The organism is Specibacter sp. BI4 (genome assembly GCF_056680095.1).
In genome coordinates this window covers 1,270,454-1,287,307 of the sequence record NZ_CM155265.1, presented here as the reverse complement: position 1 = coordinate 1,287,307, position 16,854 = coordinate 1,270,454, and the positions used below count along the sequence as shown (strand labels likewise).

At 63.9% G+C, this 16,854-nt stretch carries 14 protein-coding genes; 7 read left to right on the top strand and 7 right to left on the bottom strand.

From position 1 onward, the window contains the following. Positions 1-6: 6 nt before the first annotated feature. Positions 7-1,305, bottom strand: a complete 1,299-nt coding sequence (locus AC1L6K_RS06040; protein WP_480951809.1) for an ATP-binding protein — start codon at positions 1,303-1,305, stop codon at positions 7-9. Between the two features lie 204 nt (positions 1,306-1,509). Here AC1L6K_RS06040 and AC1L6K_RS06035 point away from each other — a divergent pair, with 204 nt between their 5' ends. Both AC1L6K_RS06035 and AC1L6K_RS06030 read left to right on the top strand, forming a co-directional pair. Beyond that, the gene (locus AC1L6K_RS06035) at positions 1,510-2,142 is read left to right on the top strand and encodes a malonic semialdehyde reductase (RefSeq protein ID WP_480951808.1); all 633 of its coding nucleotides are present in this window, start codon (positions 1,510-1,512) and stop codon (positions 2,140-2,142) included. Positions 2,143-2,451: 309 nt separating this feature from the next. After that, positions 2,452-3,447, top strand: a complete 996-nt coding sequence (locus AC1L6K_RS06030) for a malate dehydrogenase (RefSeq protein WP_480951807.1) — start codon at positions 2,452-2,454, stop codon at positions 3,445-3,447. A 58-nt stretch (positions 3,448-3,505) separates the two neighbouring features. Here the strand turns inward: AC1L6K_RS06030 and AC1L6K_RS06025 are convergent, their stop codons facing one another. Together AC1L6K_RS06025 and AC1L6K_RS06020 are read right to left on the bottom strand one after the other, a co-directional pair. Then, positions 3,506-3,727 carry a PLDc N-terminal domain-containing protein gene (locus AC1L6K_RS06025; protein ID WP_480951806.1) on the bottom strand — a complete coding sequence of 74 codons (222 nt, stop codon included), beginning with the start codon at positions 3,725-3,727 and terminating at the stop codon, positions 3,506-3,508. A 55-nt stretch (positions 3,728-3,782) separates the two neighbouring features. Next, a complete protein-coding gene (locus AC1L6K_RS06020; protein ID WP_480951805.1) occupies positions 3,783-4,583 on the bottom strand; it encodes an NUDIX hydrolase in 801 nt (266 codons plus the stop codon). Positions 4,584-4,754: 171 nt separating this feature from the next. Here AC1L6K_RS06020 and AC1L6K_RS06015 point away from each other — a divergent pair, with 171 nt between their 5' ends. Genes AC1L6K_RS06015 through AC1L6K_RS06000 form a run of 4 tightly spaced genes read left to right on the top strand, consistent with a single transcriptional unit; the run spans position 4,755 to position 8,561 of the window. Then, positions 4,755-5,429: a TetR/AcrR family transcriptional regulator gene (locus AC1L6K_RS06015; protein WP_480951804.1), complete on the top strand. Its 675-nt coding sequence runs from the start codon at positions 4,755-4,757 to the stop codon at positions 5,427-5,429. A gap of 10 nt (positions 5,430-5,439) precedes the next feature. Then, positions 5,440-6,405 carry an ABC transporter ATP-binding protein gene (locus AC1L6K_RS06010; RefSeq protein WP_480951803.1) on the top strand — a complete coding sequence of 322 codons (966 nt, stop codon included), beginning with the start codon at positions 5,440-5,442 and terminating at the stop codon, positions 6,403-6,405. Then, positions 6,402-8,039, top strand: coding sequence for an ABC transporter permease (locus tag AC1L6K_RS06005; protein ID WP_480951802.1), 1,638 nt, complete (start codon positions 6,402-6,404; stop codon positions 8,037-8,039). The genes AC1L6K_RS06010 and AC1L6K_RS06005 overlap by 4 nt, the downstream gene beginning before the upstream one ends. 48 nt (positions 8,040-8,087) lie before the next feature. Then, positions 8,088-8,561: a hemerythrin domain-containing protein gene (locus AC1L6K_RS06000; RefSeq protein WP_480951801.1), complete on the top strand. Its 474-nt coding sequence runs from the start codon at positions 8,088-8,090 to the stop codon at positions 8,559-8,561. Positions 8,562-8,581: 20 nt separating this feature from the next. Here the strand turns inward: AC1L6K_RS06000 and AC1L6K_RS05995 are convergent, their stop codons facing one another. From AC1L6K_RS05995 to AC1L6K_RS05985, 3 genes are all read right to left on the bottom strand, one after another. Beyond that, entirely contained in the window at positions 8,582-8,857 is a 276-nt protein-coding gene (locus AC1L6K_RS05995; RefSeq protein ID WP_480951800.1) for a DivIVA domain-containing protein, read from the bottom strand. A 68-nt stretch (positions 8,858-8,925) separates the two neighbouring features. Then, a complete protein-coding gene (locus AC1L6K_RS05990) occupies positions 8,926-10,872 on the bottom strand; it encodes a penicillin-binding transpeptidase domain-containing protein (protein ID WP_480951799.1) in 1,947 nt (648 codons plus the stop codon). Between the two features lie 133 nt (positions 10,873-11,005). Further along, entirely contained in the window at positions 11,006-11,494 is a 489-nt protein-coding gene (locus AC1L6K_RS05985; RefSeq protein ID WP_480951798.1) for a MarR family winged helix-turn-helix transcriptional regulator, read from the bottom strand. A 91-nt stretch (positions 11,495-11,585) separates the two neighbouring features. On the opposite strand from AC1L6K_RS05985, the gene AC1L6K_RS05980 reads away from it, so the two are divergent. Then, positions 11,586-13,808 carry an MMPL family transporter gene (locus AC1L6K_RS05980; RefSeq protein WP_480951797.1) on the top strand — a complete coding sequence of 741 codons (2,223 nt, stop codon included), beginning with the start codon at positions 11,586-11,588 and terminating at the stop codon, positions 13,806-13,808. Between the two features lie 319 nt (positions 13,809-14,127). Here AC1L6K_RS05980 and AC1L6K_RS05975 read toward each other — a convergent pair whose 3' ends face one another. Next, a complete protein-coding gene (locus AC1L6K_RS05975) occupies positions 14,128-16,635 on the bottom strand; it encodes an HNH endonuclease signature motif containing protein (RefSeq protein WP_480951796.1) in 2,508 nt (835 codons plus the stop codon). Positions 16,636-16,854 lie beyond the last annotated feature (219 nt).

Sequence of the window (16,854 nt, the reverse complement as noted above, 5' to 3'; positions counted from 1 at the left end):
TGTGGCTCAGGTCCGGGCCAGGGCCGCGATGTCTTCCAGGAAGTCGGCAGCCACGGCATCGCTGACGGTTGCCTTGGTCTCGGCAATGGTCTCCAAATAATCTGCCGTCACCGGCCCACGTATTTCAGGACTGTCAGCGGTGGCGGCGACGTCGTCGAACATTGCCTTCTCCAACGCGCGCTGGGACGCGCTGCGTGCGGCAAACTCGATGTCTGCCGGTGAGAACCCGCCGCTGGCCGCCACCAAATTCGCCACATCGATGTGGTCCAGGATGTGGGCGGGAATGAAGCGGTTCCACATGGCGGTGCGGGCCTGATGGTCGGGCAGTCCGATGGGGATGACGTAATCGAAACGGCCGTGGCGCAGGAACGCCGAATCCAGCGAGCGAATGAAGTTCGTCGCGCATACCAGGAGCCGGCCGGGCTGGTCGCGGAACGCCGGAATGATCTTCAACAGCTCGTTCGTGACCCCCTGCATGGGCGACGGCGGTTCCCCCGAACGCTGCGAGGCAATCTCCTCAACCTCGTCAATGAACACCACAGCGTGCTCAAGTTCGGCAATTTCCAAAAACGTCTGCCGCAGTGCCCCGGCAAGGCCGCCCGGCTCACCAGCCAGCCTGGACGGGAAAACCTCCACAAAGGGCCATTCCAGACGGGATGCGATGGCCTTGGCGAAGGTGGTTTTTCCCGTCCCGGGAGGTCCAAAAAGTACGACGGCGCGGGGTGGCACCACACCGAACTCCTCGGCAAGTGCCGCCTCGGCGAGGGGCAAAACGAGCCGCCGCTCGAGCAGTTCCTTCTCCGCCGTCATGCCGGCGACGCGATCCCAGAGATCACGGGGCAAAACCCGGCCGCCCAGTTCCTCCAACACGCCCAATTCCGCCCGCTGGACGGGGATGCGGCGCTCAAAGTAGCGCAGGTTTTTCTTCACCTCAAAACCGCGGTTGCTGAACGCGTCCACGCGGGTTTCCGTCTCGGGCATGAGTGCAGAGAGTTTGTTCAAGCCATGTGCCGCCATGCGGTTTTCCACTGCAGCCAGCAACAGTGTGCCAATGCCGCGTCCGCGGAAGTCCGGCAGCGTGGCCAGGAAGACAATCCAGCCCTGGTCGTGGGCGGCCCGCGCCACGGCCGCCCCAATGATGCGGTCGCCCAGCACGGCCACAACTGCGTGGTCCTTTTCGCAGGAGGCGAGCACCTCGGAAAGGTCGTAGACCGGTTCCACCCCGTTGTCGCGCAGCGACTGCCACAGCTCGAGAATGCCTTCAACGTCCTGTGAATGAAAATCACGAATGGTCCATGCCGTCATGTAACTGCCGCTCCTTTGCGTTGGCCCGATCACAGCATCATGGCACAGCCCGCGGGCGGCCGGAAATATTCTGGCTGAAAGCCCCGGCGTGGCGGGCGCCGGCCACCAAAGTGTCGGAAATCACGGCCGAAACGGAAACAACCGGGAGCTCCCCAACGCTGTGCATCTATGAGAACAACATTTTCAGCAACAGAAAGCCGGCTCATGAGCATTGACATCACCACAGAAATCGATCTCGACTCCCAGCTGACCCTCGACAGCGACGCCACTGCGGCCCTGTTCCTGGATGCCCGCACGGCAAACAGCTGGTCCGATGAGGAAATCACCGATGAGACCCTGCAGGCCATCTACGCCCTGACCAAGATGGGACCCACAGCATTCAACGGCCAGCCCCTGCGGATCACGTGGTTCCGATCAGCCGAGTCTCGCGAGCGTTTGGTTGAGCACATGATGGACGGCAACAAGGCCAAGACCCTGACGGCCCCCATGGTGGCCGTATTGAGCTTCAACACCGAATGGCACTCCCTCTTGCCCACCACGGCGCCGCACATGGCCGACATGCTGATGCCCATGTTCGAGGCAAACGCTGAAACCCGCACCGCTTCCGGCAGCAACAACGCACATGTGCAGGCCGGCTACTTCATCCTGGCCTCCCGCGCCGCAGGTTTGGCAGTCGGCCCCATGACAGGCTTCGACCCCGCCGGTGTTGACGCCGAGTTCAACGCAGATTCCACCCACAAATCCTTCATGGTGGTCAACCTGGGCAAGCCGGCCGGCCCCAGCGCCCACGACCGCCTCCACCGCCTGGAATTCGATCTGGCCACAGCCACGCTCTAACAGATTCCCCGCTGCATGACCTTTTTTGGGGTGCAGCTTCCCGACGCGCTGCCCGCGGTTTACACCGCAGGCAGCGCGTTTTTTGCTGCCGCGCCACTGCTGCTGCCTCCAGCTGCGGCAGCCCGCGACAGTGTTTTCAAGGGCCGGCAGCGCACCCGAGGAGTGGGATTCCTGAGGTTCGACGGCGCTGGCCGCGTCGGGCGTGGACTTGCCCAGGGTGGTGGGGGCGCACCGCTGTGTGGTCGGGCTCAGCCACGCTTGATTGTGGCTGCACGCCCGGTCAGATGCGGCCGGGTCTAGACTGGCGGCATGAATGCACACGCTCCCTCCCCCGTCACCGTCACTGTCACCGGGGCCGCAGGTCAGATCGGTTACGCGTTGCTGTTCCGGATTGCTTCAGGTGCCATGCTTGGCCCTGATGTGCCGGTCAGGCTGAACCTCCTTGAGGTCCCACAGGCAGCCATGGCAGCCGAGGGCACTGTTCTGGAACTGATGGACTGCGCGTTTCCCCTGGTCGCGGGCATGGAAGTCTTTGATGATCCGGTCAAGGCGTTCGACGGCGCAAACATCGCCATGCTGGTCGGTGCCCGTCCGCGCGGCCCGGGCATGGAGCGGGCGGACCTCCTCAGTGCCAACGGTGGCATCTTTTCGGTGCAGGGGCGGGCGCTCAACGCCGGTGCTGCCGCTGATCTGAAGGTTGTGGTGGTGGGCAATCCGGCCAACACGAATGCTTTGATCGCAGCCTCACATGCCCCGGACATCCCGTCGTCGCGCTTCACCGCCATGACCCGGCTGGACCATGACCGGGCGGTGGCGCAGCTGGCGGCCAAGACCGGTACGGGCGTGGCCGGCATCAAGAGGCTGGCCATCTGGGGCAACCACTCGACTTCCCAGTACCCCGACATCAGCCATGCCTCGGTTGACGGTGCACCGGCCACATCGCTCGTGGAGCAGTCCTGGATTGCCGACGAGTTCATCCCGAGGGTGGCCAAGCGCGGCGCCGAAATCATCTCCGTGCGCGGCGGCTCCTCCGCAGCGTCGGCTGCAAACGCCGCCATCGAGCACATGCGGCTGTGGGTCCACGGCACCCCGGAAGGCGACTGGACCAGCATGGCCGTCCCCTCCGACGGCTCCTATGGCGTGCCTGAAGGCATTGTCAGTTCCTTCCCGGTCACCACCTCAGGCGGCAGCTGGAACATTGTGCAGGGCCTGGAGATCAGCGACTTCTCCAGAACCAGAATCGACACCTCGGTGGCAGAACTCGTTTCCGAGCGCGATGCCGTGGCTGAACTCGGCCTGCTCTAAAGCGGCGTGCCCCGACCCTGGACAGACAGTGCCGCACATTCCTGCGGCGCCGGCACTGTCAGGGTTGCTTCCGGCCGCGCAGGAAGTAGGCGGCCGGGCCGGCAAAGTTAATGAACGACGCCGCCACCCAGGCCCGCTTGTCCCCATTGACTTCCGCCGGGGTTCTCCGGGAGATGTCCCTCAATGCCGCGACCTGCAATGAAACTTGGACGATGGCGGCCAGAATGATCACGCACTTTGCCTGCTTGCTCAAGTCGTTCCAGCGCTTCTTCGCTGCCATGGTGACTCCTTCATTGATGGGGTGGTTTCTGGACTGTGTTCAACGGCCCCTGCGTTCAACAGCGGGTGCGTTCAAAGGTCCAAGGCAGTTCCCTCGTGTAAAGCCGGTGGCGCGCGCCGGGACGCGCAGCCGGGGTGCCTGGACTTGCGGGGTATGCCTCGTCTCCTGCCCACAGGACTCCTGCCGGCCGAATTCCTGAAACACTGGGCAGCGCAGAGGCCGCCACGGCTGGCGCCCCGGCTCCGGCTCCCGCTCCGGGCCCGGCGTCACCTAGGCGCGTCCCGGCGTCGGGCATCAGCAGGTGCGTGTTGAACGCAAAAGGTTCGGTGTCCCTGGCTGCTGCGAGCGCCTGCTCCACCGAGTCGATGCCGACGAGATGGTGCAGCGTGACCCAGGTAGGCGGTACGAGCTTCATCTGACCGGAGGCATGGCGGGCAAGGGCCCGGGCCGGGCTGAGCCAGAAATAGCGTTCGTGCTCCTCGTGGTTGAGCACCACCAGCTCCGAAGCAGCCGGTGCCAGCATGAACCACGTCCTGAAGCGTCGCGGGATTGACTGCATGGGCGTCCACTGGGACAGCCACACCAATTCCTCGAGGGGAAGCTGCTGGCCGGTTTCCTCCGCCAGCTCACGCAAGCCTGCCACTTTTGCCGCGGTAAAGTCATCCAGCGGATGGCCTGTCCGGCCCACACGGTCTTCGGGGTCGACCTTTCCGCCCGGAAAAGTCCATGCACCGCCAAAGGCCCTGCTCGTGCTGGGGCGCTCAAGCATCAGCGTCTCAAGGCCGGCATCGCCGTCGCGCAGCAGAACAACCGTGCAGGCGTCCTCCAGCGGCGCAAGCTGTGCATCTGTGTCCATTCAGCCATCGTATCCCCCGCCGCTCCCACTGGACGCAGATTCATGGCGGGCCCCCAAAGCAGCCGTGGGCACACCCGGCCGGACCGTCAAATCCGGGCCCCGCCAAAGCCTGCGCAAAGTCCTGTCCCATACCCATTGCCGTCGGCTATACACGCGAGTAGTCTGCTATTCATGGGTACAGCTCAGGAAGATCTCACGGGGCGGGCACGGCTCCGTGACGCTGCCATTGAGTGCTTTGCGGCACGTGGATTCGGTGAATCCCTCCGCGCCATTGCTGCACGGGCAGGCGTCTCGGCCGGGCTGGTCCGCCACCACTTTGGTTCCAAGGAAGAGTTGCGCGCCGAGTGCGATGCCACCGTCCTGGAGCGCTACCGCGTGTTCAAGAATGACAGCCTGAACACGCCGCCCACCAGCCTGTTTGCACAGCTGCCCGCTTCCCGCGACGGCGGCATGCTCATGGTCTACATCCTGCGCAGTGTCCAGGACGGCAGCCCTGCCGGTCGCATGTTTGTGGACAGCATGGTGGCCGAGGCCGTGGACTTCACCGCGGACGCCGTGGCCCGCGGGCTTGTTGTGCCCAGCCGCGATGAGAAAGCCCGCGCACGCTTCATGGTGCAGCAGTCCATCGGCAGCATGCTGGTAAATCTGGCCATGCGCCCGGAAGTTCAGTTGGACGATTTTGCAACCGTCATGGACCAGTACATGGCGGACGTCATGCTCCCCACGCTGGAGGTTTACACGGAGGGCGTGTTCACGAACCGCGCTTATCTTGATGAGTATCTTGCCTATCTGGCCGCCAACACCAACCCACCCGCGGGCCTCGCGGGAGAAGCTGCAACAAGGTAAAGGAAACACCATGTCCAAGACCGTTCCGGCTGTCGAGGTAACAGGGCTGCACAAGCGATTTGGAAAGACCACCGCCCTGGATGGGCTGAACCTGCAAGTGGATGAAGGCACCGTCGCAGGTTTCCTGGGCCCGAACGGCTCAGGCAAGTCGACAGCCATCCGCATCCTGTTGGGCCTGTTGAGGTCCGACGGCGGCAGCGCAAGCCTGCTGGGCGGCGATCCCTGGGCGGACGCCGTCGAACTTCACCGGCGCATCGCCTACGTGCCCGGCGATGTCAGCCTGTGGCCCAACCTGACAGGCGGGCAGGCCATCGACATCCTGGCGAAGCTGCGCGGCGGTGTCGACAACGCCAAGCGCGACCGGCTGCTCGAGCGTTTCGAGCTGGACCCCACGAAGAAGGCGCGCAGCTATTCCAAGGGAAACCGGCAAAAGGTTGCCCTCGTTGCCGGCCTGGCGTCCAACGCCGAGCTGCTGATCCTGGACGAGCCGACGTCGGGCCTTGATCCGCTCATGGAACAGGTCTTCACGGAATGCATCAGGGAGGTGAAGGCGCAGGGCCGCAGCGTGCTGCTTTCCAGCCACATCTTTGCCGAGGTCGAAAAGCTGTGCGACACCGTCACCATCATCCGCGAGGGCAGGACGGTGGAGGCCGGCCGGCTCGACGAACTGCGGCACCTGCACCGCACAGTGGTCTCGGTGTTGCTGGACCGCGATGCATCGGTGCTGTCCGGGGTTCCCGGCGTGAACGGGCTGGTGGGCAACGGCAACCACGCCACGTTCAGCGTGGACGAGGTGGAGCTCGGCGGTGTGCTGCAGGCCATCTCCGCGTTCAACCCGCGCCAGCTCGTCTCGAGCCCGCCGTCCTTGGAGGACCTGTTCCTGCGCCACTACGGCGGCGTCGCGTCACCAAGCACGACGGCGAATGGCAGCACCGGTGCGGACGCGGCATCGGCGCAGGCAGCGGGTGCGCGATGAGCATTGCAGCCACCCGCCGGCACGCGGCTGCGGCCCCGTCCGGCGCAGGCACACTCACCGGATTCGGCTTGTCCGTGCGGTTCATCCTGCGCCGCAATTGGTTGCGCCTGCTGATCTGGGCCCTGGCGCTGGCCATCATGATCCCCGTCGTCTATTCCTCCCAGCAGGAAGCCTTTCCCACGCAGGCGGCCAGGGATGCCTACGCCAACGTCGCCAACACCCCGGCCATCGCCGCGATGACGGGTCTGCCGTATGCGGCCGGCAGCCTGGGCGGCATCCTCGTCATCAAGATCTGGATGACCCTCGCCGTCGCCCTGGGCTTTGCCGCCATCTTCCTGGTGACCCGCAACGGCCGTGCCGATGAGGAAGCAGGCCGGACGGAGCTGCTGCGCGGCTCCGCACTGGGACGGCACGCCTTCAGCCTGGCGAACTACACGGTCGTGGGCGTCCTCAGCGTCGTCACGGGCCTGCTGATCACGCTGCTGGCGCTGTCCGATGATCTGCCAACCGCCGGGTCCTGGGTGCTGGGCGGCTCGATCGCCGGCGTCGGGCTGGCGTCCATCGGGGTCGCGGCACTCTGCGGGCAGCTAAGTGCCACGAGCCGGGGCGCGAACTCGCTTGGCGTGGCTGTGCTGGCCATCTTTTATCTGGTCCGGGCCATTGCCGATGTCAACGCCCCTGACACCAACGTCACCGCGCTGAGCTGGTTCTCGCCGATCGGCTGGGGCCAGAACATGCGCCCGTTTGCACAAGACACCTGGTGGCCGTTCCTGGCCCTGCTGGCTTTAGCCGCCGCCTGCTGTGTGCTGGCGCTGGGCATTGAAACCCGCCGGGACTTGGGGCTGGGCCTGCTGCCCGAACGACGCGGACCGGGGCGCGCCACCGCGCTGCTGGCCTCGCCCATTGGGCTGGCGCTGCGCCTGCAGCGTGCCACACTTATCTCCTGGCTGCTCGGCGCAATCGTGGCCGGGCTGTTCTTCGGCAGTGTCGCGAAGGCCATGACCACGGCGCTGGACCCGTCCAACCCATTTGCCCAGGCATTCCTCGGCGGTTCCCAGGACATGCTCGACGGCATCATGGGCACCTTCGTGCTGTTCAACGCCATGCTGGCCGGCGCGTTTGCACTCCAAAGCCTTTCAGGTGCCCGCGCCGAGGAATCCGGCGGAAGGCTCGAGTCCCAACTGGCCGGATCGCTCGCCCGCACCCGCTGGCTCGGCGCACACATCGCCGTGGCCGCAGCCGGATCTGCCGTGATGCTGCTGCTCGGCGGCTGGCTCACAGGAGTCTCCTCCAACGGTGCCGCATCCGGCTCCGCACTGGCCGGGGCGAGCTTCGCCTATTGGCCGGCCGTGCTGTTGATGATGGGCGTGCTGTTGTTTCTGCACGGCTTCACTCCCCGGCTGAGCGTCAGCCTCAGCTGGGCCGTGTACGGCATTTCCGTGCTGGTGGCCATGTTCGGGCCGTTGTTTTCCCTGTCCGCGGATGCCATCAGGGCCACTCCGTTCGGCGCTGTCCCGCGCATGCCCGCAGACAGCTTCTCGCTGCTGCCACTCGCGGTCCTGACCTTGCTCGCCGTCGTGCTTGGGATACTGGGGATTTGGCGTTTCCGCAACCGCGATATCACAGCGGAGTAGCCTGAAAGTGACGGCCGTCCTGCCGGGCGGGCGTGGAGCACAGGAGGAATGGTGGATGCGTTGACATTGGGCCGGGCGCTGGAGCTCGAACACCGTGAGATTGACGGTGGCATTGAGGCGTTCGTGGCGTCATTGGATGGTGCGGGACCCCTCCGGCCGGCCCCGCTGCTGGCGGCCCTTTCCGGCCTTCGCCGCCACATCTATCTGGAGGAAGAGTTCTTGTTCCCGCCGTTGAAGGCAGCCGGGCTGATGGGTCCCATCTTTGTCATGCTGCGGGAGCACGGCCAGCTCTGGAAGCACATGGACACCATCGAGTCGTTGCTGGCCGAATCGGCTGGCGCCGGCACGCTCCGCACGGCCTGCACATCACTGCTGGAGCTGCTGGACGCCCACAATTCAAAGGAGGAGCCCATCATTTACGTGCAGGCAGACGGCATCCTTGACGCGGCCGCCACCGGGGAACTTCTCGGCTTCCTCGCTCAAGGAACGACGCCGGACGGTTGGGTCTGCAGCGCAGCCTAGCCGCCGTCGTGCGCGCCTTTTCAGGAACGCTTTCCTGCTTCAAAGGCTGCCAGCGTGGCTGACGCCTCGTCGAGGAAATTGTCCACCCCCTCCTGGTCGTATCCCTGGGCGAATTTGGTCGAGGCAAAGCACGCCGCATTCAAGGCCTCGGCCTTCAACTGCCCGGAACGTCCGGATTCCCATTGCTGCAAGGACTTAAAGATTTCATCGATGAAATCGTCCACGGCGGGCATGGAGTAGCCCTCGCGGAATCTGGTGGTGGCAAACCGGGTACTGCTGAGCTCGGAGCTGTGCATGGTGTGGCCTTTATTGTCGGGCGGACCGTCTTCGTTCCGCGATGGAGAATTGCTGTGCGTCAGTGCTGTCAGCCGGCTGCAGCCAAAATGGCCCGGGCCAGGGGTCCGCCGGTGATGGCGCCCAGGTCGCCGTCCTCGACAAAGACAGCCACTGCAAGGTCGCCCTGCGCGGCAATCACCCACGAGTGTGTGCGCGGCGGATCGTCTGTGCCGTATTCGGCTGTCCCGGTCTTGCCAATGGCTTCGGCACCGGGCAGGTCACCGAGCATGTCCAGGTAGCCGTCGGTGACGACCGCCCGCATCATCGTGCGCAGGTCACCGGCTTCAGTGCTGGTCAGTGCTGCACCGTCAGCCGCCTTGGCCTTGCCGTCATGGCCGTCAACCAGCACGGGGACAACGGCGGAGCCCTTGACCACTGCCGACATCATCGCGGCCATGCCCAGCGGCGACACCTGCACCTTGCCCTGCCCAATCATTGACGCAGCATGTTCGGTCCCGGCCGAGTCCCGCGGCACATTGCCCATGAATGCCTCCAGACCGAGGTCATTGGTCATGCCTACACCCAAGGCACCGGCCGCATCCGCCAGCTTGTCCTGGGGCAGATTTTCAAATTGCGAGACAAAGGCCGTGTTGCAGGAATGGGCGACGGCGGTGGTCAAGGAGACTTCGCCTGTCGCCGCAGGCGCGTAGCCGGGAGCGTTGAGGAACTTCTTGCCGTCAGCCGTATATTCCGGGGTGCAGCTCACTGTCGACGTCGGGGTCATGCCCTGGCGCAGCAGTCCCAGTGACGTGGCAATCTTGAACGTCGAGCCGGGGGCATATTGGCCAAGGAACGCTGTGTTGTATCCCTGGCTGTCAGGGCCGTTGGCTGAGGCCAGAATGGCCCCCGTTGATGGCCGCATGACGACGATTGAGCTGGGCGTCTTTACGCTTGCCAGCGTATCCTCGGCCGCGTTTTGCAGCCCCGGCACCAAGGTGGTCTTGACGTCCTTGCCATCGATCGGTTCAACAGTGAAGAGGACCCGCGGAGGCGAGTCGGAATCGGCAGGTGCGGTCCCGGCGTCGTCCGTGGGAGCAGCGTCAGTGGCGGCATCACTGGGTGTGGGAGCGGCGGGAATGGCGCTGACGGTGACTCCAGGGGTGCCGGCCAGCTGCGTATCGAAGGCGGCCTGCAGTCCGCCGGAACCGACAAGCTGGCCCGCCACAATCTTGCCTTCGGACTTTTCAATGTCCTCGGCCGAGGCCTCGCGGACAGTGCCCAGGATGGCGGAGGCAAAGGTGCGCGACGGCGCCAAGGGCATCGTCGAATCGGTGGCGTGGATGCCCTTGATGGCGTTGAGCTTGTCCTGGTTCAAGGCCTTGAACGCGTCCTCGCGCAGGGTGATGGCGTCAACAAAAGCCACCGGACCGTAGGCCTTGACCTTGGCGGCATAGCCTGCGGGGTCGATGTCGAGCATCCCGGCGAGCTCCTTCGCGGAAGCTTCGGCCTCGGCTTCGGCCAGTCCGTCCTTGTTGATGCCCACGATGTGCACCGGGCGGTCCTTCACGATGGCCTCACCGTCTGCGGAGAGGATGCCGGCCCGCGCGCCGTAGCTGGTGCTGACCTTGAGACGGTCGCCTGCTGCCAGTTTCGGTTCAACCATTTCCGGGGACCAGGTGATGGTCCAGTCCTTGCCGTTGCGCTTCATGTCGGCCCCGGTGGAATACGTCCACGGCTTTTCGACCTTGGGGAGCTTCCACGAGTAATCCAACGAGACTCGGGCAGTGTCATCCTTGATTTCGACGCCGCTGACGCTGACAGTCGGCCACACCGGGTCAATGCCCTTGGAAAGCTCAGTCAGTTCCTTTTGGACGTCGGCGCCAGGCTTGTCAAAGCTGAGGTCCCCGATTGTGTGGGTGGACAAGGCCTTGGCGAGGGCGTCTGCGGTGGATGTCCCGTCATCCTGGGGTGAACAGGCTGTTCCACCGAGGACAAGGCTGAGGGCAAGCAGCAAAACTGTGACGCGACGAAACATGGGCTCCCTGACGTTGGTATGTAGCCCAGCCTACCCATTGCAATGCGCAGTCTTCATCTCCGCCGTGCGATGCGCGGGCCCTGCACTCCGAAGGAGGCTGCATGCTGGCGCCGGGACGCCCACTTGGGGAGACTTATTCCGTGGCATCTGAGGGGTTTGGCACGTGGAGGCGTTCCTTTGCGGCTGTTGTTGCAGTCGTCATGTCGTGCAGGAACCGTTCCACGAGGGCCAGTTCCTCCGGCGAGTAGTTTTCCAGCGCCGCACCGAGACCTGCTGCCAGGGGTGAAAACAACTGGCGGCCCACCACGCGGGCGGCCTCGGTCATGGAAAGTTCCACCTGCCTCCTATCTGTTTGTCCACGCTGTCGGGTGACGTGCCCCGAATGCTCCAGCCTGTCGACAAGTGCCGTTACCGCCGGTGAGCTGAGATTAAGCGCCTGCCCCAGCTTCCCCGCAGTCGGTGCTGCCCCATCCGCCCCCGGATTGATCAGGAAGCCCAGGGCATTCAGGTCTGTCCGGTGCAGTCCGTTCACGGCGGCCGCCCGGTCCACATAGCGGTCTGATTCCATGGTGAATTCGCGCATCGCAGCAAGAAGTTCAGCGTGGTCACGGGGAGGTCTCATGCCCTCAATCTTCCCCCCTAAAGTCCGGGTGGGAAGAAAAGTCGTCCGTCAGTTTGCAAATTATCTCCATGCTCGAAGTATTATTGTCGTCATGAAGAACGCTGACTGGTCCCCCAAGCGCTGGCTCCGCATTGCCCTGCCCACCCTCCTGATCATCGTCTGGCTGCTCGTCGCTGGTCTTGGCGGGCCCACTTTCGGCAAAATATCCGACGTCTCCACGAACGACCAAGCCAGTTTCCTTCCTGCCAGTGCGGAATCCACTGTGGTTCGCGACTGGCAGCTGAAGTTCGTGGACAGCAACGTGATTCCCGCAGTTGTGCTGCTGACCGCCGACGCCCCGTTGTCAGACTCCCAGCTGGGGGAAATCGCAGCATTGTCAGAGAAGCTCGGCGCTGTCAGCGGCGTGCAGAAACCAGAACCGCCGGCCACCAGCACCATCGCCGGGCCCATTCCCTCGGAAGACAAAAAGGCCGTGGAGTTCCTGGTCCCCATCTCGGACACCGGCGAAATCAAGACCGTGGTGGGGGATTTGCGGGATGTCCTTAACGATTCCGCGCCCGCCGGGGTGAGCGCCTATGTCACTGGCCCGGCCGGCCTGACAGCGGATTTGGTCAGCGCCTTTGGCGGCATTGACGGTGTGTTGCTGCTGGTGGCCCTCTTGGCGGTGTTTGTGATTTTGCTGGTTGTCTACCGTTCTGTGGTGCTGCCGCTATTGGTGCTGTTCACGTCAGTGGTGGCCCTGTGCGCGTCCATCTTGGTCGTTTACTACATGGCCAGCTGGGATTGGATCAAGCTCAGCGGCCAAAGCCAGGGGATCCTGTCCATTCTGGTCATCGGCGCCGCCACCGACTACTCGCTGCTGATGGTGGCGCGATTCCGCGAAGCCCTGCACCAAGTTGATTCAAAATGGGCTGCCTTGGGACGCGCCATGCGCGGAGCTTGGGAACCCATCGTTGCCTCCGGGTCCACGGTCATTTTGGCCATGCTCTGCCTGCTGTTTTCCGATCTAAACTCCAACCGGAGCCTGGGACCCATTGCGGCGATTGGCATTCTCTTCTCGCTGCTTGCGGCCCTGACCTGTCTGCCGGCACTTCTGCTGGCCTTCGGCCGGGGAGCCTTCTGGCCCTTCAAGCCAAAGGTTGAATCCGGCCATGAACACAAGCATGAGGCCCTCGGCACTGCTGGCATGAACGCTCAAACAAGCAGACAAATCGAACACGGCCTCGCCGGGGTCGTGGGCATTTGGCGGCGCATTGGCCTGTTGATTGCCCGTAAACCGCGCCTGACATGGGTGGCGACCCTGGTTCTGCTGCTGGCCGCAAGCTCAGGAATTGTGCAGCTCCAGGCCAACGGCGTGTCACAGACTGAAGTCATTTTGGGCCAGAGCAATGCAGTCGACGGCCAGCGCGCGCTGGCAGAACACTTTGATGGCGGCAGCGGCAGCCCGGTGGTGATCATCGCGGACCAAAGCAGCAAGGACCAGGTCTTGGCCGCCGTCGAAGGCACCGCCGGGATCACCGAAGCCAACATCTACACCGGCGGTGGCCGCCCCGACGCCGCGGCGGAGCCCGTGGTCAAGGATGGGCGCGTATTGATCAATGCCACGCTGAAAGATCAGGCTGACTCAGATGCCGCCGAACAGGTCGTTGTCGAACTCCGCAAACAGTTGCCCGCGGTCGATGCAACTGCCTTGGTGGGCGGTGTGTCGGCAATTGCTTGGGACACCAACGTCACGGCGCAAGGCGACCTGTTCAAGATTGTGCCGCTCGTGCTGCTGGTTATCTTCATCGTCCTTATCCTGCTGCTGCGTTCGATTGTTGCACCGCTGCTGCTGATTGCCTCGGTGTTGCTTTCATATCTGGCCACGATGGGTGTCTCGGCGCTGGTCTTCAATCATCTGTTTGGTTTCCCGGGCGCCGATGCCACCGTGCCGCTATTTGGGTTTGTCTTCCTGGTGGCCCTTGGCGTTGACTACAACATCTTCCTCATGACCCGTGTCCGTGAGGAGTCACTGCTCATGGGCACCCATGCAGGTGTGTTGCGCGGTCTGGGCAAAACGGGCGGGGTCATCACCTCCGCCGGTGTGGTGTTGGCAGCCACGTTTGCTGCCCTTGGAATTATCCCGCTGCTGTTCCTGGCGCAGCTGGCATTCATCGTGGCGTTTGGCGTGCTGCTGGACACCGTCATTGTCCGAACGCTGCTGGTGCCGGCGCTGACCTACGACCTGGGCAACCGGGTGTGGTGGCCGGCCAAGGCCAGATTCTACGACGTGGAGAAAAAGGGGAACGAGCTCAGCCCGTCCGACAAATCGTGATCGCTCCCATCGGACAGTACTTCCATACCCCGGCACAGGCCTGCTGAGACTGTCTTGACGAAGCCAGCGGAGAGCCGACCTGCTGCGGATCGGGCCACTAGCAGTCAGCTTCCGTATCGTCTGTCATAATTGGCGACGCGGCGTTCTCTGTGGCTCAGGGGTGTGGGTTCTGGCCCGCGGGCTGCGTGGGTGCTGGTTGGCGGCCGGTACGCTGGCTCCGGCTGAGCTGTTCGCTGCGCCGGGGCGCTTCCTGCTCCAAAGCCGACCACTCACCGGGGTTGTTCACTCCGTCAGGGGCGCTTCTTGCTCCGGGTGTTGTTCATGGCCTGGGGGTTGTTGGGCCTGTCCCGGGGTTGCTGTCCATGCCGCTGCTGCCTGCGTTGCTGGCGGCTGTGTTGGCGGCTGTGGTCGGTGGTGGGTTGAGGGCCTTGGCGAGGCGTCGCTTCAACCACTTCGGGTACTGCGTGCATTGAGGTGTTTCATACAAGGGCGCCCGATACTTCCCACCCGGGGTAATCCACCCCACCCGGCCATCAGCAGTGAGCTGCGGTGTCCAGCCCCGCAAACGAATCTGATGCCGATACGAATCCCGATACCGCCGATACATGCCATGACGATCCTTATCATCCTTAAAATGCCGCAAGCGATGATGAACAGCACACGCCGGGCGAACGTTCTCGAGCGTGGACTTGCCCCCGTGCTCCCACGACCTCAGATGATCCATCTCCGTGAGCACCACCGGATTCATGCAATTCTGGAAATAACAGCCCCCGGCCAGGGCCTGCAACACCGCTTTCTCCGCATCCCGCAGCGTGTACCGCTCCGGACTCAACGGCAACGCCTCACCCGTCACCGGATCAGTCAACACCCGCAAGAACGTCTTCGCACCCGCCATGAGCTTCCTGGCAATCCCCAACGGCACCGGCCCAGCCCCCTCACCGACCAACTCAGCCGGTTCATCAGTGACACCCACCAACCCCAAAAACGGGACCTTGAGCAAAATCTGCGCCCTCGGCAACGGCGGATCCACCATCACCTTCCCCTGACGCATAGCCTCCAACTGATCCAAATACTCCTGCTGACGGTCCTCGACAATCCCGTCAACCAACCCATCCACATAACCAGAACCATCACCAACCAACGACCCCGACACCGGCACATCCCCCGCCACATCCACCAACCCCGGCCCCGGCCCCGGGTTATCCTGGCCTTTCGGCATGCTGGTGCCACTGAGAGGAGGTTCCGGCCCCGCCCCACCAGGCACGACGGTGCCCCTGAGAGGTTGACCCTCGTCAGGCAGAGCTGTCCCCGCCCCGGAACCAATCACCGGATTCCAGGTATTGGCGGTCCCGGAGCCGTCGGCGACGAAGTCCTCGGTAATGATGCCAGGACCCGGGGCAGGGCCCGGGGTGGGGCCCGGGGTGGGGCCCGGGGTGGGGCCCGGGGTGCGGGGCGGATTCGCCTCTTCGCACTCCCACCCCGGCGCCTCAACCAAACTCACCCCAAACGCCGACTTCTCCCCAAAAACAACACCACCACCGTCCCCACCAAAACCCATGCCACCGCCACAACCACCAACACCGCCACTACCGCGAGCCGTACCGCTGCCGGCACCCTGGCCGCTGCCACTGCCACTACCACTGCCGCTGCCGCTGCCGGCACCCTGGCCGGTGAAACCACCACTCCTGCCGCCATGAGTGGGTGTATTGCCGAAAGAAGAACCGTTCCGGCCTGTGCCGGCACCCTGGCTGTTATAGCCACCGGTGCTGTTGCTGTTGTGGCTGCCGGCCCCTTGGCCGCCGCTGCCTGTACGGCTGGCGCTTCGGCTGTGCGGGCTGTTGGTGTTTGGGTTGGTGGTGGTGGGGTTGGTGTAGCTGTTGGCCGGGAGTTCCTGGCCCATGAGCAGAATCGCGGCAACATCAGCACGGATCTGCTCACGCGTCCGGTACTCACGGCAATCCTCCCCCGCCCCCACCGCGTCAGCAGCACGCTGACGTGCCGTGGCATCATTCTTGATCGCCTCCGCGAGCCGATGGCAATGAACCATGATCGCGTTCGCCGCCAACGTCGGAATATGCAACGTCACCCACGACATCCCATCCCGGCCCGGATCATTGCTCAACCGCCGATTCTTGAACGCCTCCTTCGTGCGCGTCTCCATCGACTCAGGGAACATCTTCTCCCGCTCCCGCCGCGCCTTCCCCGCAAACCTGACAGCAGTGGTCCCCGGCGCCAACACCAACAACCGCCCCTCAAACACCCCCACATCAGCAGCCGTGACAGAGCCGGTGTCCTCCAACGTGGCGATCTCTTGAACAATCGTGCACGCATGACGCCAGGACAACACCCCCGCCCCCAACGCCGCAAACGTCCCCGGATGCGCCAACACCTCCAACGCATGATGCGTCAACGCCACCGCCGTCCGTTCAGCAATACCCAACGACTGGGCCGCCTCAACCACGGCACTGGACTCAGCCAGCTTCGCCTGCCACGGATCCAAATCCACAGCAACCCGCTCAACCCCCACAGCCCCCATCAACTGCCCCAACAACGACGCCTTGCACGCCGCCGTCGCATCCTCCAACAGCTTCACGACCGCCAACGCCCCAACAGCACCATCATGCACACCACACGCAACACTGCGCTGGGACACCGGCTCCGGATCAGGCACCGGAAACCCCGCCAACAACGGCAACCCCACCAAAACAGGATTGTCAGACCCAAAGGGTTCAATAAAAGGAAGAGCACCAACCGCGGCAAGAAGTGACACCACATCCTGTGTGGCCTCACCACCCCGGTCCCCGGGGACAATCACCGGAATACTCATACCCCAAGAATACAGCCACCGTTACCACCACGCAATAGAACCCCGAAAGAATATCCTAAATTCTTTTTTGGCGGTTCCCGGCGCATCCACTCAGGCACCCGACTCCAGCCGCGCCCACCTGCGGGATGACCCCAACCCCCACGCACCCAACCCACGCACCAACCCAAGCTGACTGGCCCCGAAACGCAAGAACCGCCGTCGCCCCTTCAAATGGGACAA

What these genes read in the sequence shown, in the direction of transcription:
- AC1L6K_RS06025 (WP_480951806.1), bottom strand. Translation starts at nt 3,727, where the DNA reads ATGGCAGCGAAGAAGCGCTGGAACGACTTGAGCAAGCAGGCAAAGTGC.
- AC1L6K_RS06040 (WP_480951809.1), bottom strand. Translation starts at nt 1,305, where the DNA reads ATGACGGCATGGACCATTCGTGATTTTCATTCACAGGACGTTGAAGGC.
- AC1L6K_RS05995 (WP_480951800.1), bottom strand. Translation starts at nt 8,857, where the DNA reads ATGCACAGCTCCGAGCTCAGCAGTACCCGGTTTGCCACCACCAGATTC.
- AC1L6K_RS06035 (WP_480951808.1), top strand. Translation starts at nt 1,510, where the DNA reads ATGAGCATTGACATCACCACAGAAATCGATCTCGACTCCCAGCTGACC.
- AC1L6K_RS06010 (WP_480951803.1), top strand. Translation starts at nt 5,440, where the DNA reads ATGTCCAAGACCGTTCCGGCTGTCGAGGTAACAGGGCTGCACAAGCGA.
- AC1L6K_RS06015 (WP_480951804.1), top strand. Translation starts at nt 4,755, where the DNA reads ATGGGTACAGCTCAGGAAGATCTCACGGGGCGGGCACGGCTCCGTGAC.
- AC1L6K_RS06020 (WP_480951805.1), bottom strand. Translation starts at nt 4,583, where the DNA reads ATGGACACAGATGCACAGCTTGCGCCGCTGGAGGACGCCTGCACGGTT.
- AC1L6K_RS06005 (WP_480951802.1), top strand. Translation starts at nt 6,402, where the DNA reads ATGAGCATTGCAGCCACCCGCCGGCACGCGGCTGCGGCCCCGTCCGGC.
- AC1L6K_RS05975 (WP_480951796.1), bottom strand. Translation starts at nt 16,635, where the DNA reads ATGAGTATTCCGGTGATTGTCCCCGGGGACCGGGGTGGTGAGGCCACA.
- AC1L6K_RS06030 (WP_480951807.1), top strand. Translation starts at nt 2,452, where the DNA reads ATGAATGCACACGCTCCCTCCCCCGTCACCGTCACTGTCACCGGGGCC.
- AC1L6K_RS05990 (WP_480951799.1), bottom strand. Translation starts at nt 10,872, where the DNA reads ATGTTTCGTCGCGTCACAGTTTTGCTGCTTGCCCTCAGCCTTGTCCTC.
- AC1L6K_RS05980 (WP_480951797.1), top strand. Translation starts at nt 11,586, where the DNA reads ATGAAGAACGCTGACTGGTCCCCCAAGCGCTGGCTCCGCATTGCCCTG.
- AC1L6K_RS05985 (WP_480951798.1), bottom strand. Translation starts at nt 11,494, where the DNA reads ATGAGACCTCCCCGTGACCACGCTGAACTTCTTGCTGCGATGCGCGAA.
- AC1L6K_RS06000 (WP_480951801.1), top strand. Translation starts at nt 8,088, where the DNA reads ATGGTGGATGCGTTGACATTGGGCCGGGCGCTGGAGCTCGAACACCGT.